Annotated in this window: 14 protein-coding genes; 9 read left to right on the plus strand and 5 right to left on the minus strand. The window is 69.3% G+C overall.

Annotated elements, in window-relative coordinates; genetic code table 11:
* The first annotated feature begins 33 nt into the window (after positions 1-33).
* From PZE19_RS31350 to PZE19_RS31360, 3 genes are all read left to right on the plus strand, one after another.
* On the plus strand, positions 34-834 hold the full coding sequence (locus PZE19_RS31350; protein ID WP_277864612.1) for an SAM-dependent methyltransferase: 801 nt from the start codon (positions 34-36) through the stop codon (positions 832-834).
* 89 nt (positions 835-923) lie between these two features.
* Positions 924-2,330: a hypothetical protein gene (locus tag PZE19_RS31355; RefSeq protein WP_277864613.1), complete on the plus strand. Its 1,407-nt coding sequence runs from the start codon at positions 924-926 to the stop codon at positions 2,328-2,330.
* Between the two features lie 253 nt (positions 2,331-2,583).
* Complete coding sequence (locus PZE19_RS31360) at positions 2,584-4,275, plus strand: hypothetical protein (protein WP_277864614.1); 1,692 nt, start codon at positions 2,584-2,586, stop codon at positions 4,273-4,275.
* Between the two features lie 7 nt (positions 4,276-4,282).
* Here PZE19_RS31360 and PZE19_RS31365 read toward each other — a convergent pair whose 3' ends face one another.
* Both PZE19_RS31365 and PZE19_RS31370 read right to left on the minus strand, forming a co-directional pair.
* Positions 4,283-7,129, minus strand: a complete 2,847-nt coding sequence (locus tag PZE19_RS31365; protein WP_277864615.1) for a serine/threonine-protein kinase — start codon at positions 7,127-7,129, stop codon at positions 4,283-4,285.
* Between the two features lie 225 nt (positions 7,130-7,354).
* Entirely contained in the window at positions 7,355-7,975 is a 621-nt protein-coding gene (locus PZE19_RS31370; RefSeq protein ID WP_277864616.1) for an ECF-type sigma factor, read from the minus strand.
* 1,071 nt (positions 7,976-9,046) lie between these two features.
* Between PZE19_RS31370 and PZE19_RS31375 the strand changes: the two genes are divergently transcribed.
* The 4 genes from PZE19_RS31375 to PZE19_RS31390 all read left to right on the plus strand — a co-directional run bounded on the left by PZE19_RS31375 (position 9,047) and on the right by PZE19_RS31390 (position 16,160).
* Positions 9,047-9,748 (plus strand): hypothetical protein, encoded by a 702-nt coding sequence (locus PZE19_RS31375; RefSeq protein WP_277864617.1) that lies wholly within the window; start codon positions 9,047-9,049, stop codon positions 9,746-9,748.
* 177 nt (positions 9,749-9,925) lie between these two features.
* Complete coding sequence (locus PZE19_RS31380) at positions 9,926-11,314, plus strand: pre-peptidase C-terminal domain-containing protein (RefSeq protein WP_277864618.1); 1,389 nt, start codon at positions 9,926-9,928, stop codon at positions 11,312-11,314.
* Between the two features lie 650 nt (positions 11,315-11,964).
* The gene (locus PZE19_RS31385; RefSeq protein WP_277864619.1) at positions 11,965-15,048 is read left to right on the plus strand and encodes a tetratricopeptide repeat protein; all 3,084 of its coding nucleotides are present in this window, start codon (positions 11,965-11,967) and stop codon (positions 15,046-15,048) included.
* A gap of 893 nt (positions 15,049-15,941) precedes the next feature.
* Positions 15,942-16,160: a hypothetical protein gene (locus tag PZE19_RS31390; RefSeq protein WP_277864620.1), complete on the plus strand. Its 219-nt coding sequence runs from the start codon at positions 15,942-15,944 to the stop codon at positions 16,158-16,160.
* Here the strand turns inward: PZE19_RS31390 and PZE19_RS31395 are convergent.
* Together PZE19_RS31395 and PZE19_RS31400 are read right to left on the minus strand one after the other, a co-directional pair.
* Entirely contained in the window at positions 16,147-16,383 is a 237-nt protein-coding gene (locus PZE19_RS31395; protein ID WP_277864621.1) for a hypothetical protein, read from the minus strand. The two genes, PZE19_RS31390 and PZE19_RS31395, sit on opposite strands and share 14 nt — an antisense overlap.
* Positions 16,384-16,526: 143 nt before the next feature.
* Entirely contained in the window at positions 16,527-16,922 is a 396-nt protein-coding gene (locus PZE19_RS31400; protein WP_277864622.1) for a hypothetical protein, read from the minus strand.
* A gap of 325 nt (positions 16,923-17,247) precedes the next feature.
* Between PZE19_RS31400 and PZE19_RS31405 the strand changes: the two genes are divergently transcribed.
* Both PZE19_RS31405 and PZE19_RS31410 read left to right on the plus strand, forming a co-directional pair.
* The gene (locus tag PZE19_RS31405) at positions 17,248-17,874 is read left to right on the plus strand and encodes an ECF-type sigma factor (RefSeq protein ID WP_277864623.1); all 627 of its coding nucleotides are present in this window, start codon (positions 17,248-17,250) and stop codon (positions 17,872-17,874) included.
* Complete coding sequence (locus PZE19_RS31410; RefSeq protein ID WP_277864624.1) at positions 17,859-19,625, plus strand: serine/threonine protein kinase; 1,767 nt, start codon at positions 17,859-17,861, stop codon at positions 19,623-19,625. The genes PZE19_RS31405 and PZE19_RS31410 overlap by 16 nt, the downstream gene beginning before the upstream one ends.
* Before the next feature lie 27 nt (positions 19,626-19,652).
* Here the strand turns inward: PZE19_RS31410 and PZE19_RS31415 are convergent.
* On the minus strand, positions 19,653-19,857 hold a 205-nt coding region (locus PZE19_RS31415), incomplete at its 5' end, for a CHAT domain-containing protein (protein WP_277864625.1).

Below are 19,857 nucleotides of genomic sequence, written 5' to 3' on the forward strand. Positions count from 1 at the left end.
GAATCCGAGGTTTTCCCGGCGGAGAGCGGCGGCATGGTGGAGCGTTCCGCGGGGCGGGGGAGACTGATCGCCGTCGGCACGGGGATCCGGATCGTGGGGCAGATCACGACCGAGGCGATCGCCTGGATCCGCCGGGCCGACCGGGTCTTCACCCTCATCAGCGACCCCGTGGCCGACGAGACGATCCGGCGGCTCAACCCGGGAGGGGTCGAATCGCTCTCGACGTTCTACGAGGATCGGAAGCCACGCGAGATCACCTACCGCCAGATGGCTGGGCGTGTCATGGAATGTGTCCGTGAAGGTTCGATAACCTGCATCGCCTCCTACGGTCACCCGGGAGTCTTCGCCGACCCCGTCCACGAGGCCGTCCGCCGGGCCCGAGAGGAGGGCTTCCCGGCGCAGATCCTGCCGGCGATCTCCGCCGAGGATTGCTTGTTCGCCGACCTCGGCGTCGACCCGGCCCGGTCCGGGTGCCAATCCTACGATGCGACCGACTTTCTAGTCCACGGTCGGATGATCGACCCGTCATCATGTCTGATCCTCTGGCAGATCGGTGCCGTTGGCGAGCCGCTCTTTCGGGCCGACGGCTACCCGCTCTCGCTGCTGCCGATACTGGTCGATCGACTGGCCCGGATCCACCCCCTCGGCCACGTCGGCTACCTCTACGAGGCGCCAGCCCACCTCGGCGCGGGGCCGATGATCCGTGCCGTCGCGCTAGGCTCGCTGACCGGCGAGCGATTCTCCACCTCGTCGACCCTCTACATCCCCCCATCCCGCCCGCCCAGACCCGACCCGGATGTCGTCGCCCGGATCAATTCGATGAGGGGCCAATGACCCCTCGACCGTCGCCTTTCACCCGCGGGGACGTCATGCGACACTGGTTCTCTTACAATCTTACTTTTATATGTATCGGGATCGTGGCCATGGCGGGCTCTCCGGCCCGAGGAGACGAACACCCGTTCACGATCGAGCTCCGGGAGGTCGTGGGCGTGGGGGCCCCCGGACTCCAGTCGTTCGCCGTGGGTCGGACGGCGGACGGGCGCTGGGTCTGCATCGGGGGCCGGCTCGCCGGGCTGCACGACCGGCGAAGTCCCGGCAATCCGCCGCCGCTTACCAACTTCGACCGGCGCAACGAGAGCCTCTGGGTGATCGATCCGGTCCGGCGGCGAGCCCGCTCACGGCCCCTGGCCGACCTCGTCCCGCCGGACGCGGCCGTATCGCTCGCCGTAGTGAATCCCCAGGCCGCCCAGGTGGGGGACCGGCTCTATCTCGCGGGGGGGTTCGGGCTCGGTCCCGGCGGGACCGCGATGACCACCCATCGTCGTCTCACCGTCGTCGACCTCTCGGCGGCCGCCGACGCGGTCGAGGGCGGCGGGCCGATCGGGTCGCACATCCGCCAGTCCGCCCCCGACGATTTCCTCCGCGTCACCGGGGGCGAAATGCTGACCCTCGACGGGACGTTCTACCTCGTCTTCGGCCAGCGGTTCGACAGGAATTACGTCGGCGAGGATGACCGTGGGGGGACCTACACGCATCAGGTCCGTCCGTTCCGGGTCGAGGACACGGGGGCGGCGGTCTCGATTCTCAAGGGGACCCCGACCGGGACGTCGACCCATGACGGAGAGTTCCGCCGCCGAGACCTGAACGCGATCGTCGCAGTCCGGGGCGACGGCCGGCCGGGGATCACCGCTTTCGGCGGGGTCTTCAGGCCCAACCGCGATTCCGAGACAGGTCGACACGCCTGGACCCGGCCGATCGACATCGACCCGGGGGACGCCGGGCCGTCCGTCCGGGTCGACCCGACTGGGTTTCGGCAGCAACTCTCTCACTACAACTGCGCCACGCTGACGGTCCGCGAACCGACAACGAGGACGACGGCGACGGTCTTCTTCGGCGGGATCTCCGAGGTCGTCGCAGGGGTGGACGGGGCCTTCCGGCCGGACGCCGAACTACCGTTCGTCGACCACGTGAGCTGCGTCACCCGGCGGGCCGACGGCTCCTTCAGCGAGACGCTCGTCTGCCGGGGCGTCTCGGCCCCGCCGGCCCCGCTGCGGCTGCCCGGCCTGCTCGGGGCCGGGGCCCGGTTCGTGCCGGCCGACCCGTCCCTGTTCGCGTTCGACGCGCTGCAGCTGGACCGGCTCCGGGGGAACGTGGTGGTCGGTCACATCTATGGGGGGATTTCCGCCTCCACCGGCAACGGCGGGACGACCCGCGCGAGCGACCGAATCTTCGAGGTCGTGGTCGGGCCACGTCCTTCGTCTGCCTCCCCGGTGCCAGTCGTCCTCTCTCGCCTTCATCCGGTCGATTCCCCTTCCAAGTCCCCCCGATGAGGAACGTCCGTTGAGCGTCCTGGCTTATCCGCGTATCCATTTCCGCGGGAACTGCACCTTCAACCCGGCGACTGGCAATAACGACGACGTCGTCGTCAACGGCGACGCGGTCGACGTCACGCTGCGCCCCGATCTCTTGCAACTAAACGACGAGGATGCGACGGCCGCCCTGATATCGGCTTACAGGGCAACGCATCCCATCAATCATCGCGTTCAGACATATATGCGAGTCGGGTGGAATTACGCCGGCGACATGTCATCGAGCTTCACGCAGGTCTCGGTCTGCTCGGTGACGGACTCCAACGGGCGAACTCACTCGGACGACCCGATCATAGGCTCGCTGGTCGAGATCGAGGGCTCGCCGGCCGATATGGAGTTCTTTAGGATAAGGGGCCCGGATGCGGTCATCTGCGACCTAGACCCTACGGGGTCGGCGACCGCCCAGCTCTTCCTCGGCGCGTTCTCGCTAGGCAACGGAGTGGCCGGTATCTCGGCGACCATCAACGTCCGCGCGCACGCCCGGCGGGCCTTATTTCGCAATGCGGCCGTCTACGAAGGGGAGCAGAATTTCCCCGGCGGCGGGGCGTCCTGGCAGTTCGCCCTCCCGCTCGAATCTCTGCGGTTTAAGGGGGCCGGTCGGTCGATCGCACTGGACGCCCTTCGGGCCGCCGCCGAAGCGGCGCGGGGCCTCGTCGTCCGTTTCGGCGTCCTCCGACCCGAGCCGCGCATCCGCACCAACGAGCTGATCGAGCTTTTCCACCAGGGCCGGTTCGTGCGGAACCCGGCCGAGGCGATCGTGGTCGGGACCGTGGGCCTCTGGGAGGACGGAGACCTGACCTCGGCGTCGGCCGACCGGTCTCTCCTCCCGGCGAGCGGCCCCCCCAGGCCGTCGACGATTCTTGGAATCGCCGCCGAGTACCTCGGCCCGGCTGCGGCGCGAGTCCAACGCGGCCGGGACGTGGTTTCGCTCGATCTGATATCGGCTTTCCCCGAGGACGGCTTCGATCCGCCGCCGGCCAAGCCGGTCAAGGCGAATCTCGGGACGGTTCGGCTCGGGTGGGCCCCGCCGGGGGGGGGCAGCGTCGTTCCGATCAGCCGCCCCCTGGCGTATGAGTATGCCACCTACGAGACTCGGGGAGGAGTGCTCGACGTCGAATACGACCCCCGGGCAGTCTCGCGAGACGACCTGGACCGGGGCGATCTGGTCTTGATCTCCGAAGACGACGCGACCGGCCGCCGGGTAACCCTGCTGACCGAGGCCGGCTCGGCCGTCACCGCCGAGGTCGACGACAAGGGGATCTACCTGGACCCGGGCGACAGCGCCGAGATCGCAATCTCGGTTCGAGAGCGGGGGGGAGTGCCGCGGCGGGACGTCACCGTCCACCTGTGGGAGTATCAATCCGTTACCGTTCCGGAGTCGGCGAACCGGCGTGCCGGGACCGTGCTGACGCGAGTCGGGTCGGAGTCGAGTCTCCGGCAACGGGTGCGGTTCGTCCCGACGTTCGTTTTCCCGCGGGGCCGGTCCGAGCCCCTGGTCGTACCGATCGCCGCGATGCGACCAGGTCCGGCCCTGCTCGCCCTGACGGTGGATGATCAGGGCCCGGACCTGCTCGAGTCCAGACCCTGGGGCCTCAACAGCTACGGCGGGGTGCGGGTCCTCCCCCGCGACAGCTACCGATCCGTCCCTCCCGACGTCCGGACGAGCTGGGAGTTCATGTATCGGACGGTTTTCCGTTATTACCGACTCGTCTACCCGGCGATGTCCCAGGTGATCGACTTCTCCAACCAGACGCAGATGGAGGACAACGCCGAGCGGATCGCGCAGGGGATCGATCCCCGGCTTCGGTCGAACACCCGCTTCATGCCGGTCTCCCGCGACCTCTCCGCGGGGAAGCGAGCGCTCATCGTCGAGTGGGCGGCGAGGGTGGTCCGGGATCGGAGGTAGGGGTGGATCAGCGAGGAGCCGGGCCCTCCAGCTCCCTAACCAGTCGCTGGAAGTCGGGGCGGCCTCGGAGCGGGGCGAGGTCGAGGTCCTCCGATTTAAGTCCGAGGAATTGGTGGGGCTGGCGGAACAGGCCCGTCCCGGCCGCGTCCCGGAGCAGAGCGATCGCCCGCTCCTGATAACGCTCGACGCGGCGTCGGGTCTCCGCCGCCGGGGGGCCCGGCGGTCGGGACGCGACCTCGGACGCGGTCGAGAAGCCGCAGGCGGCGTAGAGCAGGCCCAGGCCGAACCGGGGGGACCTCGCCACGGCCTTCTCAAGGACGTCGGCGGCCCGTTCGTGCTCTCCGGCCCGCACGAGGTGCATGGCGTAGAGGCATTCGATGAGGCAGCACTGGTCCGTGAAGTTCGGGACGTCGGGGTGCTCGCGCGCCATCTTCTGGCCGTCTTCGCGGACCTGCACGAAGAGCGACGAGATCAGCCCGGGGACCCGCGCGTTTGAATAGGCCGTCGCGACCAGCACGCAGCCGTCGACCAGGCTGGACTTGAGCCCGAGGTCGTGCGGATTCTCGGAGACCAGCCGTTCCCGGAGGGACAGGGCCCCGTCGAGCATGGGCCGGGCCGAGGCAAAGTCCTCCTCGCTCAGGAGGCAGCCCAGGAGGAGGTCGGCCTCGGCCTGCTCGTTCAGCGAGTCGGCGGCGGCGAGCCCCGCCTGGTCCAGCCATGCGCATTGCATCACGGATCGCTCCAGGAGAACCCGGGCGTCCGACGGCTCGCGGAGGATCAGCGTGAGCAGGCGGCCGAGCCGATTGAGGCTGGTCGCCAGGCGGAGGCGGTAATCGCGGGACGCGGGATGGTCGTCGACGAGTCGCTCCCAGGCCGCGACCGCCCGTCCCAGGAACGCCCTGGCCTCGTCAACCTGGCGGTCGGCCGCGCAGTAGGCCCCAAGCTCGTCCAGCGCCCAGGCGGCCCCCTCGCGTGACTCGACGTCGCCGGGGTCGTGCTCGACGAGGCTCGAGAACCTCGCGAGAGCGCGGAGCGCCAGGGACCTGGCCTCGCGGGGCTCGCCGAGTTCCCCCGTGATTTTGGCCAGGCGCAGGTCGCTCCGGCCCCGTGCGACGACGACCCGACGGCTCTCGCCCCCCTCGCGGGAGAGCTGCTCGTGGAAGGCCCTGGCCTCGGCCAAGAGGTCCTGACGGAGCTTCTCCAGGCCGAGGGCCTTGAGCCTCGGGTCCTCGCCCACCTTGGTGAAGAATCGGTCGACGGCCCTCAGGGCGACGTCGAGGTTCCGCTCCGCCTTGGACCGCGCCGAGGCCTCGCGCTGGCCGGCCGCTTCGAGCAGGCCCGTCGCCACGGCGAGGCAGAGGGTCGTCACGAGGAGGGTCGCCCCCAGGGCCGTCGAGAGGGTCCGATGTCGCGAGACCCATCGAATCACGCGGACCGCCGGCGGCTCCCGGTACGCGGAGACCGGCTCTCCCGCCAGGTGGGATTGCACGTCCTTCGCCAGCGCGTCGGCCGTGGGGTAGCGGTCGCCCGGCGACTTCTCCAGGCACTTCAGGCAGATCGCCTCCAGGGCCGCGGAGACCTCGCCGTTGCGCGGACGAGGCCGCGCGGGGGCCTCGTGGACCGCCTTCCGGAGCAGCTCGTCCTTGGTGCCGCGGAACGGGGGCTCGCCCGTGAGGATCTCGTAGAGGATGGCCCCCAACCCGTAGACGTCGCTCCGTTCGTCGACCTGGTCGAGCCGCCCGAGCGCCTGCTCCGGGGGGATGTAAGCCAGCGTCCCCACGATCGAGCCGGCGGCCGTTTCGTCCCAGCATTCCTCGTGGGAGTCGGCCTCGATGGGCGGAGTGGCGGCGGTCCTGCCGCGGGACTCCGGCCCCGGCTCCGACTCGGTCGCGCCGACGACCTTGGCCATCCCCCAATCGAGGACGATCACCTCGCCGTAGTCGCCCAGCGCGACGTTCTGCCCCTTGAGGTCGCGATGGATGACGCCCCGGCTGTGCGCGTAGGCGACGACCTGGCAGACACTCGCAAACGCGCCCAGCAGATTTCGCAGCTCGACCCTCCCCGCCGAGCCGTCTCGACGACCCTGGTGGTAGGCCTGGGCCGACTCCGCCATCGTCCGGCCTTCGATGAGGCGCATCGTGTAATATGCGCGCCCGCCCCCTTGGTCGCGCGAGAGGTCGAAGACCGGGACGATGCCGGGGTGCTGCAACTGCCCCGTGATGCGGGCCTCCCTGAGGAAGCGAGCCCGCATCGAGGGGTCGGCGGCCTTGCCGGGCTGGAGCTTCTTGAGGGCGACTTCGCGGCCCAGGTCGTGGTCGCGGGCCCGCCAGACCTCCCCCATCCCCCCCTGGGCGTGCTTCTCGACGAGCTCGTAGCGGACGCCGCCGGGCGGCCTCGACGCCGAGGGAGGTCCGCCCGGGAGTTCGAGCGCCAGGTCATGGGGGAGCTCGATCGTCGTCGCCCATCCCGGCCCGTCGACGCCCGTCTCAAGCGAGACCTCCGACCAAAGATGTGTCTCGCCTTCGCGGCGCCGGGGGGGCCTCGATGGCAGCTCGCCGCCCAGGTCGACGTCGTCCATCGCCGATTGGACGGCCTCGGCGTCGTCGCGGAACCGTTGGATGTACTCGGTCAATTCGGGCCGCTCTCCGCGACCTGCGCGGAGTTCGACCTCCAGGGCGATCAGCTCGCGGAGCACGGCCGGACGTTCCGCCTCGCCCAGGCCTTCGAGGAACGACTCGATCTTCGCCCCGCCGGCGTCGCGCCACGACTCTTCGTACTTCGCGCAGGCAGCGGCCACCACGCGTCGGACGTCGAAGGCCGGGTTCATCGGGGCTCGGTCGGGGTGGGCGAACATGGATGACGGCTCTCCGAAGTCGACGAGCGAATCCGTCCCCGTTGGTTTCGGCCCGATCCTGGGGCCGGCCGCGCCTCGATCCGCCGTCCACCCTCGGCAGGTCCGTCCGGCCCGACCTCCATCATCCTCGACGGCCGTCGCAAGCCGATATCAAAATTTGCTTTATCACCATCGGCGATCGGACGTTGAGGGACGGCCCCTCCTGGTCGGGGACCGATGGCGCGTTCACGGCTCGCGGAACCCCTCCCAGGCCGAGCGGATCCAGTTCAACTGGGCGGCGATGGTGCGACGGCTGTATCCGAGCTTGTCGGCGATCTCCTGATTGGTGAACCCCTCCAGCTTCCAGAGGGCGATCCGCCGGAGCTTGAACGTCGGGTCTTCGCGGTCGAGGGCGGCCAGGAGCACGCGGCATCCTTCCGCGAGTGCGGCCGCCAGCTCGGGAGTCGGTTCGTCGCCGAGTATGCCGTCCAGGCCGCCGCGCTCCTCCGGGCCCGCGAGGGCCGCCTCGTCGAGCACCCTCCCCTGGCCCCTCTTGAGCCGCGCATGATGCTTGCGGAGGTTGACGGCCTTGCGGGCCGTCACCTCGAAGAGGGACCGCCAGAGGTCGTCGCGATCGACCAGCTTGGGGAATCGGCCGGCGGCCACCGCCTGCACGAAGCTGTCGAAGGCGCTCAGCGCCACATCTTCTTCATAGTGGTCCAGCCCGCGACCGCCGGCCAGTTTCGCGCGGGCGAGCCGGACCAGGCGGCCGTAGTACCGCTCCCAGAGAGGCTGCGCGGCCGCGTGGTCCCCCCGCCTGAGGGGGTCGAGCCATTGCGAGATGGAACCAAACGCCTCGGTCGTCATGCGGGGTACGCCTCGCGTCAGATGCCGCCCTGGAGCCGCCGGATCAGGATCGGCATATTTCTGTCCAATTCATCATCAGCATATCGGCCCCGGAGCTGGGAGCCAAGGTCGTTCGACCGGAAGCCGCGACCACTCGACCGCCGCGCACTTATCGGCCTTCCGTCGATGAAAGTGGACTGCGGCGGGGGAAGGGTGCTCCCCGCTCGCCTCTCGCTCACCGCCCGCAGCACGCCAATCCCGCCCGAGGCGCGGGCCGTCGACGGCTGCATGCCCGAGGCTCGCCGTCGGATTTCGGACGTCGGGCTGCATCCAGCGAAGGACGAGCCCAACCGCGTGATTCGCTGTGAGGCGACGCCCCGGCGGATGAACTCAAAAAAGTTGAAAATGAGTTGCACTTCTCCGGGGCCGATGTTGGTTACCTCATTGGAGGCGGCTTGTCGAGCCGCCCTTGAGATCGAGCACTCGCAAGGCAGAGGAGCCTCTACGATGCGCAACACGTTGAAAGTCGTTATCCCGATGTTGACCGTCCTCGCCACGACGTCCCTGACCAGCTCCGAGGCGCGAGCCCAGTATGGTCCAGGCCGCCCCGACGGCGCCCGGATCGCCTCCGGCATCCTTCAGGGCATCGCCGGCGGACTCAGTGGCGGGGGCTACGGGCGGCCGGGCGGCGGGGGCTACGGCGGCGAGATCGGAAGAGCACTGGGCGGCCGGGCGGCGGAGGCTTCGGGCGGCGGGGCATGGCGGCGGGGGGCTATGGGGAAGGCCGGGCGGCTGGGCGGCCGGATACACCCGGGCGGTTGGGGCAGGGCCTGGCCATAACTCCAGGCGGCTGGAGTGGGGCGGGCTGACATATCCTGCTGGGGCGGCGGGCCGGGTCGCGGCTACGGGCGGCCGCGGGGCTGGTGAGGGAGGGTCGATCGTCGGTGGATCGCCGCGAGCGAAGCGGACTCGCGGCGATCCGAATGCTCAGTCCGCGGCACACGCCGACGCGGCGAAGGTCGTTCGCCGAGATGACGTCGATGAGCCGCATCTCCAGGTAGCGATTTCCCCCAAATAGAAGGATGGATGACGATGATTGGTCAGATCCGATGGATGGCGTCTTCCCTCGCCATGGTCCTCGTCGTGGCATGTTCAGAACCCGCCGAGGCGCAATTCGCGTTCGACCCCGGTGCCCCGTGTTACCAGGGCGGGGCGCAGCTGTTCCAGGTGCCGGCGGAGTACGCCGGGACGCCGGCCGGCTACGTGATCAGCTACGGTGGGGCCACCTACCTCACCGACGCCGGCGGCACCATGTCGGCCTACTCGGGGCCGACGGCCTCCCAGCCGGCCGACCAGGGCGGGGCGCAGCTGTTCCAGGTGCCGGCGGAGTACGCCGGGACGCCGGCCGGCTACGTGATCAGCTACGGCGGGGCCACCTACCTCACCGACGCCGGCGGCACCATGTCGGCCTACTCGGGGCCGACCGGCCTCCCAGCCGGCCGACCAGGGCGGGGCGAAGACCCAGGTGCCGTGGCGGAGTACGCCGGGACGCCGGCCGGCTACGTGATCAGCTACGGCGGGGCCACCTACCTCACCGACGCCGGCGGCACCATGTCGGCCTACTCGGGGCCGACGGCCTCCCAGCCGGCCGACCAGGGCGGGGCGCAGCTGTTCCAGGTGCCGGCGGAGTACGCCGGGACGCCGGCCGGCTACGTGATCAGCTACGGCGGGGCCACCTACCTCACCGACGCCGGCGGCACCATGTCGGCCTACTCGGGACAGGTGCTCCAGTGAATGGCCCGAGATTCCACGAGGGATGAGCCGTCACACCGGCTCATCCCTCAACTCCTCGCCGACGCTCGTCGTCCTTGCGGCTGACGTGCTTACCGGCGAGGCGTCACCTTTGCATTAGAGTTTACTCATTTGAGGACGCATCCGATGTGCTGCCGATTCCGTCGCAAACGGGCGTGGATGCCCACCATCGACGCGCTCGATCGCCGGGACTTGCCCTCGGCCTCGCCCGCAACCGCCGCCCTCGGCGGCCGTACGCCGGGCCTCGTCCCCGCCTCGAACGACTCCCGCTCCGAGGCCGTCGACCTGGGATCGATCCGAGGGACGGAGACCCGCACCGGACAGGTCGGCGGCTCCGACTCGCGAGACTACTACCGGTTCGAGGCGAAACGCGGACGGCTGGAGGTCCGGCTGACCGGGCTGAGCGCCGACCTCGACTTCGAGCTGCTCGACAGCCGCGGCGACCGGATCGGATCAGCCGCCCGAAATCCCGGCTCCCGGTCCGAGTCCAAGGGCTACACCCTGGGCGGGGGCACGTATTACGTCAAGGTCTACCCCGGCGTCGACGACGCCCGCAGCGACTATTCGCTGAGCCTCAAGTCGACCCCGGCCTCGTCCCCGGGTGCCTCCGGCTCGGGCGGCGGGGCGTCGACGGCGTCGGACCCAGTCAAGGTCGTCGGGCGCGTCCTCCGCATCACGGGCGACGGCGACGGGAACGACGTGGTCGTGACCAGATCCGGCGGCAAATTCCGGGTCCGGGTCGAAACCGTCCTCTCGTCTGGGTTCTCGATCGTGCCGATCAAGTTCGACAAGACGTATCCAGCGGCGAAGATTGATGAGATCGTGTTCGTCGGCAACGGCGGCGACGATTCGTTCGACGCGCGCGGCGTGACGATCAAGGCCACGGCCGTCGGCGGCTCGGGCCGGGACCACGCCGTCGGCCGCGCCGGCAAGCTGGTGGCCGACGCCGAGTCGGTGCAGCTGACCGGCCTTCCGGACGGGACGCCCCAGACCCGCAACACCTGCGGTCCGAACTCGGCCTACCGCGTGATCCGATCCCTCGGCGGGACGGCGACGTATCAACAAATCATCGACCGCGCCTCGGAATCCTCGATCGTCTCGCGCTGGGCCCTGGGGACGACCGGCCGCACGCTGGTGGACGCCATGAACAGCCTACGACGCGGGCTATCGGGCCGGCCCTCCTTCAGCCTCAAGACCCAGTCGTCGCTGGAGGCGATGTTCGCGCAACTCCGCGAGGGCAACCCCGTCGTCGCCATGGTCCGCGTTTCGGGCGCCGAAATCTACTCGGTGGGCGGGGCGGTCGGCGACTTCCTCGACCGGATCCCGGGCGTCGGCGGCGTCACGCGCCACGAAATCCCGTCGCTCCACTGGGTGGCCGTCGACGGCTTCGATCGGGCCAGAAGCCTTGTTTTCTTCACCGACACCGACGGCGGGCACTATCAGCAATCGTTCGATTCCTTCGACTCCAACTTCAACTGGAACTTCGGGACCGCCCAGAACACGATCCTACAGGGACTCGGGATCGTGAAAGGGACGTTCATCGCATGAGCGAGCGCGCGGGCCGCAACGCGGCCCCTGAGCCGGGACCACGCCTTCCTCCGCCGCGGACCTTCCGAGGCCTCGCGCGTTCGTCCACCCGTCGAATGGCCGCCAAGTCGTTGGCCGCATCGAGCCCGGTTCGACCTCGAGGAATCGCGGGCCAGACTCGATGTTGGTTCCGGACGATCGCGGGGCGTCCGGACGGGATGGAGCATGATGAGTTCGAGATCGCCGCGGGTGGTTCGAGCCGCGTCCGAAGGGTGGTTTCGAACGCGTCGCCGAGGGCTGCAACACCCTCGCCATCAGTTCGATTTTCCACGCCTGAACATAACGCCCATCATCGGACGTTGCCGCGGCAGGTCTAAAGACGCGCGGACCATGCGACGCGGCCGGGAACGGCCATTACGTTTACCTTGTCAAATCGAATCGGCCCAACGGAGCAAGGCGTCCACGCTGCCGGCGATCCAATGTTGGGCAAGGAGCCTGGACGGGCGGCGTGCTCGGACGCCGCCAACCCGGTAGAATCAGACGTCACGCCCGAACTCGCCCGCCTGCCCGCGTCGGCGCCGGTCGGCGGCCGAGAAAGAACGACTTCCACAAAGCGTTCTCGGCGGCCGACTATGCATCGGGTCGGGCCAGCCGCATCCACGGAGTCGCTTGTGAACGAACGCGACCTTCTGACGGAGGCCCTCGCCCGGACCGACGCCGCGGAACGCGCGGCCTTCCTCGACGGGGCGTGCAAGGGGGAGCCGGAACTGCGTCGCCGGCTCGAGGAGCGACTCGCCGGACGCACCCGGGGCGACGGCGGCCTCGAGGGGCCGGAGACTTTGCCGGTCGATCCTGCGGCGACCGCCGAATCCTCGCCGGACGCGACGAGCGGGGAGCAACGGACTGGCGGGGCCTCGGCCACGCTCGCCGGCTCCGATCATGATGCGGCCGCGTCGGGGGCGGGATCGGCCGCTCCGAGCCGTCGAGCCGGCCTCCCCTCGGGCGAAGGGCTCGGCACGGTCGTCGCCGGCCGGTACACGCTCGTCGAGGTGATCGGCGAAGGCGGCATGGGCTCGGTGTATCTGGCCAGCCAGTCGGATCCGGTCAAGCGTCGGGTGGCGCTCAAGCTGATCAGGACGGGGATGGATTCGCGGGGCGTGCTGGCCCGGTTCGACGCCGAGCGTCAGGCACTGGCGCTGATGGACCACCCGAACATCGCCCGCATCTACGACGGCGGCGCCACCCCCGCGGGCCAGCCGTTCTTCGTCATGGAGCTGGTGAAGGGGACGCCGATCACCGAGTATTGCGACGAGCGGCGGCTGTCCGTGCAGGCCCGCCTGGAGTTGTTCATCGCGGTCTGCCAGGCGGTGCAGCACGCGCATCAGAAGGGGATCATCCACCGCGACCTCAAACCGGGCAACGTGCTGGTCACGGAGGTCGACGGCCGGCCGACGCCGAAGGTGATCGACTTCGGCGTCGCCAAGGCGGTCGAGGTGAAGCTGACGGACATGAGCTTCGCGGACACCGGCGCGATCGTGGGCACGCCGGCGTACATGTCGCCGGAGCAGGCGGATCCGTCCTCGATGGACATCGACACGCGAACCGACGTCTACGCCCTCGGCGTGATGCTCTACGAGCTCCTGACGGGATCGCCGCCGATCGACGCGTCGCAGTTCCGGCGGGGCGCGATCCTCGAGATGCTGCGGATGGTGCGCGAGGTCGATCCGCCGCGCCCGAGCACCAGGCTGAGCACCGCGGAGGCCTTGCCGAACATCGCCGCCAATCGGAGCATCGAGCCGGCCCGACTGGCGAGGCTGTTGCGGGGGGAGATCGACTGGGTGGTCATGAAGGCGCTCGAGAAGGACCGCTCGCGGCGCTACGACACGGTCAACGGCCTCGCACGCGACCTCCAGCGCTATCTCGCCGACGAGATGGTCGAGGCCCGGCCGCCGAGCGCGGCCTATCGACTGAGGAAGCTCCTGCGGCGCAACCGGGGGACGGCCGCGGCGACCGCGGCGATCGCGGCGACTCTGGTCCTGGCCGCGGGAGTGTCCTTGTGGTTCGGGGTGAGAGAGGCGAAGCAGCGGGCCGAGGCGGTCAGGCTGTCGGGCATCGCGGAAGCGAACGCCGCCGCCGAGGTCAAGGCTCGCAAACGAGCCGAGGCGATCAGCGCGTTCGTGATCCGGGCTCTCAACGCCAGCGACGCCATGCAGGCCGGGAAGAAGGATGCGACGATCGCCGAGGCGATGGTCGGCGCGCTCGCCGACCTCGAGTCGGGCGCGTTCGCGAATGATCCGGAGACCGAGGCGCGACTGCGGGAGACGATCGGAATCATCCTGAAGAACAACGCCGAGTACGAGCGGGCGCGGCCCTTGCTGGAGCGGGCCCTCGCATTGACCGAGCGCCTGTCCGGCCCCGATTCCGTCCAGGCGGCCACGAGCCTGGAGATGCTGGGCACGCTCCTCGTCGCCGAGCAGAAGTACGATCAGGCGGAGCCCCTCTACGCGCGATCGCTGGCGATCCTCGAGAAGGACCCGAAGTCGGACGAGCGCGAAATGGCCGTCGTCCTCAACAGCCTGGCCGCGCTGCACTACATGCGAGGCCGGCACATGGAGGCCGAGCCGCTGTTCTTGCGAGCGTCGGCGATCCGCGAGAGGGTCCTGGGCCCGGAAGCCCGCGACCTGGCGGTCAGCCTGAACGACCTGGCGTTGGTTTACAACGCCCAGCGCCGGTTCGACGAGGCCGAACGGCTGATGAAACGTTCGATGGCGATTTTCGAGAAGACGCTCGGACCGCACCATCCGAACGTGGCGGCCAGCCTCAACAGCCTCGCGATGCTCCAGGAAGAGCGCGGCCTGGATGCCCAAGCCGAGCCCCTGTACCTGCGAGCCCTGGCGATCTGCGAGAAGGCCAACGGCCCCGACCACCCGCTCGTGGCCACGGGGTTGCACAACCTGGCCGAGAATTATCGCGTGCGCAGCTTGTTCGCCCAGGCGGAGCCGCTCTACGCCCGGGCGCTGGCCATCCGAGAAGAAGCCCATGGCCCGGACCATCCCGAAGTGGGCATCGTGCTGGGCAACTTCGCGCTCTCGTTGAAGGCCGCTGGCAAGTACGCGCAGGCGGAGCCTCTCTATTCGAGGTCGCTGGCCATCGATGAAATGATGTTCGGGCCGGACCATCCGGACGTGGCGACCGACCTGAACAATCTGGGGATGCTCTATGAGGCCCAGGACCTGCACGCCAGGGCCGAGCCCCTCCTGAAGTGGGCGCTGGACATCCGTGAAAGATCGCTCGGACCGGACCACGCCGAGACGGCGATGAGCCTGAGCAATCTGGCCATGCTCTACGAAGCGCAGGGCCGCCACGCCCAGGCCGAGTCCATGCTGCTGCGGGCGCTGGCGATCGCCGCCAAGGCGTACGGGCCGGAGCACCCGCGAGTGGCCGTCGTCCTCGCCCTCCTGGCCCGCGCCCGTCAGTCCCTGGGCGAGACCGCCGAGGCGCGGAAGGGCTTCGACGCGGCCGTGGCCATGCTGCGGCGACGTTCGCCGGACGGATCCCTCCAGCTCGCCCAGGCGCGGTGGCAATCCGCGAAAGCCCACCTCGAGAACAAGGAGCCCGCGGCGGCCCTGCCCGAAATCGAGGAGGCCGTGACCCTGGCCGAAAAGCTCCTGCCCCCGGGGCATCCACAGCTTGCGAAATACCGCGAGACGCTCTCCAAGTGCAAGGCGGCGACCGAAGCCTCGAAGGTCAAGTGACCAGGAGTGATCGTGACGAGAGTGCCGGGACCCGCGGCCGCGAGAGAAGTACCGACCATTGAGCGCGGGCCATCTTACGGATCGTTCCGTCGCTTGAACACACGCATTGGGCCGATGCAGAACCGATCTTCCGGCAATGCCTGAGCATCCGCAAAACGCGGTCCGACCACCGGCCCGCATTCGACCAATAAATCCTTGGCGACACCTGTCGGCGGCGTGGAGGACTTCGCGGAAAGGGGGCCGGAATTTCTTCACGGTGAGAAATCCTCTTCCGACCAGTTCCATTAACGCTCCGCGAATATGACCGCCAGGATCGGAATCTTGAGGGTACCGGCCCTCAGGGCCGATAAGGGGGCGGGATCTCGCTCTCGCGGCTGGGTCCGATAACGGCTCTTATGTTCGCAGGCGTGAAGATGATTCGGTTGCGCCGACCGCGCCGGGTTCGCGCGTCGCCGACCGCCGAGCCGAGAGGTCGACCGCATTCGAAGTATCGGACGCCGCCGGCGGTCGCGATCCGATGAGCGGGGCCCATGCAGGGCGCACCGCGACGTCGAGCCGGAGGACTGGACGATCGCCAGTCGCCGACGAGGAAGATGGCCGGGACGGCCGCGAGGGCGGACGAACCGGCGAAGACGAGCGGACGCCGTCCGTCCGAGACGGCCGACCATATACACTCCTGGAAGACCGCTTTGGTCGCGTCGCGTGCCTCACGGCGAGCCGTCTCGCAACGGTTACCTAGCTCGGTGCCGAGCGAATCGAGCCGGCCGGACTCGGGACGTCACCCAACGCGGCGATTTCCGAGGCCTTCGCTGCGTCTCCGTTTCGTTTCATCGAGCGTGCTCCCTGATGCCCTCTCGTGGAACTCTGGAGACATAGTCCGAGGAGGTACAGTTATGGCCGTCGATCAGACTACCGAAACGCGGGGGCGACCGCTCCAGTCGAAGCCCGACCTGGACGACTTGCTCGACCTCGAGTTCGAGGCGTTCTGCGCCCGCGAAGGGGACGAGGACGTGACGCTCGACGAAGTGCGGGAGGCCACGGCCGGCATCCCGGGGAGCATGGCCCGAGTCGTCGACGACGAGGAGAGGGCGGAAAGGTTTACGGCGTGTTGACGGATTGAGCGAGCTTCCGGACGTGGATGAAGCCGAAGAGGTCCCTGCTCTTCGGGACCAAGACCGGGGAGTGCAGCCTACGTCCGCCCATCAGGAGGCCGGCGGCCCCCCCGCCCGCGCGGGGGCCCCGGGCGACCGGGCGCGCCTGGAATCGGAGGATGCCCGAGACGTCCAGGAAGATCGCGGCGGCGGCGATCAAGATCAGGCGGAGCTGCTCACGCACGGACAACCTCGGTCCGGGGATCAATACGGCCACGAACGCGACGGCTAAGATCAACGCGCCCGGGCCGCCGTGGTCGAACAGCCGATTGACGACCGCCGAAGCGTGGGCGTGGCCTGCTTACGGCAGGCGACGCGTCGCAAGCCTCACGAGTTGAGCCCGGGTTCTGTCGCTGTCCGACCGGTTGATGGTCGCCTCGTGTAGGCGCCGCCGTAAATCGCGGCCAGCGCCAAGGCGACCATGCGGAGCTTGCCGAGCCGCTTCCCCGCCGCCGTGCAGAAGACGACGAACGTGGCGAACAGGATCGGTCCGCTGAGCCACTCGCCGCTGCTCCACCGGAAGGCGTGGAGGAGGAATTGGTGCGCGGACGGGCTCTCCAGGTCCGCCCCGCGCACCGCCGCGTGCTCATCAAGAAGCGCGAGGACCGGGTCGAAACGAAACGGGTCCCGCTGGCCGTACCATCCGCCCGCGGTCACGACCACCATAGCCAAGCTGAGCAGGGCCGTGATCAGGCAGCCGCGGAGGGAGAGATGCTCATGCAACCAGGAAAGGTGTCCTGTGCGTAGGAGTCGAGGATCGCCGCGGATTCACGGCGATCGTCGTAGCCCGATCCGAACATGGGGTCGTCCTTTCGCGTGAACTCGAGTTTCTGGACCGACATCGATCGGGGGGCCCCGTAGGGAACCGACGGCCGCCCTCTCCACCAAGCGACCGGACTGGACGGTTTACGCGGTGACCACGGGGGGCAGCATCGGGTTCGCCGGGGAGGCTTGTTCGTCCCGGCCCGTCGTCGACATGATCTCGGATATGACGAGCGTGTCTTCCCTCACCACCTGCTCTCTGCGAGAATCTTCCGGCGACGCCCTCATGCGGGTTGCCACCATTCGGGGGATCGCCATGCCGACGGTGCCGGGGGGCCACTTCGACGAGCTGCTCCATAGGGCCCAGCAGGGCGATGCGGGGGCGCGGGACGAAACCGTCGTCGCGATCCATCACGACCTGCGAGCCCTGGCGCACCGGCGCATGGCCCGGGAACGGCCCGGCCACACGCTCCAAGTCACCGCCTTGGTCCACGAGGCCCTCGGCAAGATGCTCTCCGATGCGACGCTACTCGACGCGACCGGCCGCGAATTACTCTACCACGCCGCCCCGCGGGCGATGGAGCAGATCCTCGTCGAACACCATCGCCATCGCGCCGCGCGGAAGGGGCCCGGGCAACGGCAGCGGGTGCTCCTCGACGAAGTCCTCGACCACCTGGCCGACGAGACGAGGATCCCCCTGATCGAACTCCAAGAGGTCCTGGAGGGCCTCGAGCGGGTCGATACCCTCGCGGCCCTGATCGTTCGGCTGTATATCTTCATGGGCCTGTCGCAAATTGAGGTCGTCGAACAGCCGTCGATCTCGCAGAAGACGGTGGAGCGCGACTGGAGGGTCGCACGAGGCTGGCTGCACGCGCGGCCAGGAAAGGGCGAGAGCGCATGGACACGACGATAGACAACGACCCCGGGGCCGGCCGGGTCAGGGAGCTGTTCGAAGGCTCCGCCGACCTGCCGCCCGAAGAGTGGGAACCCTTCCTCCAGCGTCAATGTCCCGACGACCCCGGGATCCGCGCCGAGGTCCTCCGCATTCTGCAGAGCGACCGGCATCCGGAAATCGAGGCCTTCCTGAGGCGGCAGGCCGCTGGCGGGCCGGACACCGAATTCGAATCCATCGGCAAGTACCGGGAAGTCCGCCGGTTCTCACGGTCCGGCGGCCAGGGGACTGCTTACCTGGCGCTGGATCCGGACCTGCGGCGCCATGTCGTGCTGAAGCGCTACCACGCCGGCGCCGGCGCCACGCCGGCCGCGATCGCGGAAGCCCGGTCGCTGGCGCAAGTCCAGAGCCCTTACGTCGCGCGCTGCTACGGGATCGAGCGTCATGGCGATGAGGCGTTCCTAGTCGTCGAGTATATACCGGGCCGCAATCTCGACGAGATCCGGCGTGACGGGCCCATGGGATGGGGGCGTGTGGTCGGTATCGCCTCCCGGCTCGCCGAGGGGGTCGCCGCGGTGCACGCCCGCGGGCTGGTCCACCGCGACATAAAGCCGGCCAACATCGTCCTCCACGAGGACGTCACGCCGCACCTGATCGACTTTGGGCTGGCGAGCCACCTGGGCGGCGATCGGCTCCGGGAACTGGGCGGGACGCCGCAGTACATGGCCCCCGAGCAGGCCCGCGGCGAATGGGACCGGATCGATTTCCGGACCGACGTGTACGGGATGGGGGCGGTCCTCTACCACCTCCTGACCGGCCGGCCCCCGTTCGCCGGTCGGACGCAGTCCGATGCGCTCGCGATGGCGCGCGAGGGCCGGGTCGTCCCGCCGCGGCGGATTAACGCCCGAGTCCCCCGGTCCCTGGAACGAATCTGCCTGAAGGCGCTGGCCCCCCATCCGGGCCAGCGGTACGCCTCGGCGGATGAGTTCCGCAAGGCCCTCGGCGGGCCACGCCGCCGGGTGCTCTCGGCCGCGCTCTCGTTGGCGGGTCTCGCGGTCCTCGCCGTCGCCATCGCCGTGGTGATCCGGGGCCGCGATCGGCCCCGGGCGTCGGCCGCGACGCCGCCGGCCCTGACGCCAGCCGCCTCGAGTGAGGGCGGCCCCCTGAAGGGGCAATTGCAGGTCAGGATCTACACACCCGATAGGCTCCAGGGTCGCCTCGGGCTCGCCCGCCACGGCGTGCCGCTCGACGCGCCAGGGGCGTTGCCGGTGCGACAGGGCGAGCAGGTCCAGCTCGAGGCGACGGCCGCCCCCCCCGCATACCTCTACCTGATCTGGATCGATAGCCGCGGGCACATCGATCCGCTCTACCCATGGTCCCGACGATTCGACGAGGCGATGCCCCCGGTCGGGCCGGTATCCCGGGTGCGGAGCCCGTCCGAGAGCGACCGGGGCTGGCCGCTGGAAGGGCCGGGTGGCCAGGAGACCGCCGTGCTCCTCGCCCGCCGATCGCCTCTGCCGTCGGATGTAAAACTGGCCGACCTGCTCGAAGGCTTGCCGCCGACGCCGGCGCCCGACCCGGGCCGGCTCCTGGTCGTGCGGTCGGGCCCGCCCGAGGGCGTCGCCGGGGCCGGCTCCTTGCAGCGGACCCGCAGCCTGGGTCAGCAGAGCGAGACGCTCGACGAGCCGCTGATGCAGCTGCTCGCGCGACTGCGGCCGCACTTCGAACTGATCGAGGCATACCGCTTCGCCTACCGGTCCGACGTCCAGTGAAATCAGTCCGACCGGAGATCCTGTCGATCAATCCGGGGCCCCGACGAGGACGAATGCGGCCCAAAAATAAGGATGGTCGTACGGGTGCTCAGACCCGGTTCGTCCGGGAGGCTCCGGTAGGGGCTCGGGCCGGGAGCCCAGGCTGCGCGGCAGGCCGGTGAGGGCGCGGCCCGCGTCCTCCTTGGTCAGCCCCCGCAGCCAGGCTTTCGCCTCGGACAGGGCCTCGGCCTTG

The sequence above is a fragment of the Paludisphaera mucosa genome, from assembly GCF_029589435.1.
GTDB lineage: Bacteria > Planctomycetota > Planctomycetia > Isosphaerales > Isosphaeraceae > Paludisphaera > Paludisphaera mucosa.

Bases quoted from the DNA above. Each gene is read 5' to 3' on its own strand.
- PZE19_RS31390 (WP_277864620.1), top strand. From the start codon at position 15,942: ATGGCCGTCGATCAGACTACCGAAACGCGGGGGCGACCGCTCCAGTCG.
- PZE19_RS31355 (WP_277864613.1), top strand. From the start codon at position 924: ATGGCGGGCTCTCCGGCCCGAGGAGACGAACACCCGTTCACGATCGAG.
- PZE19_RS31350 (WP_277864612.1), top strand. From the start codon at position 34: ATGGTGGAGCGTTCCGCGGGGCGGGGGAGACTGATCGCCGTCGGCACG.
- PZE19_RS31360 (WP_277864614.1), top strand. From the start codon at position 2,584: ATGTCATCGAGCTTCACGCAGGTCTCGGTCTGCTCGGTGACGGACTCC.
- PZE19_RS31370 (WP_277864616.1), bottom strand. From the start codon at position 7,975: ATGACGACCGAGGCGTTTGGTTCCATCTCGCAATGGCTCGACCCCCTC.
- PZE19_RS31365 (WP_277864615.1), bottom strand. From the start codon at position 7,129: ATGTTCGCCCACCCCGACCGAGCCCCGATGAACCCGGCCTTCGACGTC.
- PZE19_RS31405 (WP_277864623.1), top strand. From the start codon at position 17,248: ATGCGGGTTGCCACCATTCGGGGGATCGCCATGCCGACGGTGCCGGGG.
- PZE19_RS31410 (WP_277864624.1), top strand. From the start codon at position 17,859: ATGGACACGACGATAGACAACGACCCCGGGGCCGGCCGGGTCAGGGAG.
- PZE19_RS31380 (WP_277864618.1), top strand. From the start codon at position 9,926: ATGCCCACCATCGACGCGCTCGATCGCCGGGACTTGCCCTCGGCCTCG.
- PZE19_RS31375 (WP_277864617.1), top strand. From the start codon at position 9,047: ATGATTGGTCAGATCCGATGGATGGCGTCTTCCCTCGCCATGGTCCTC.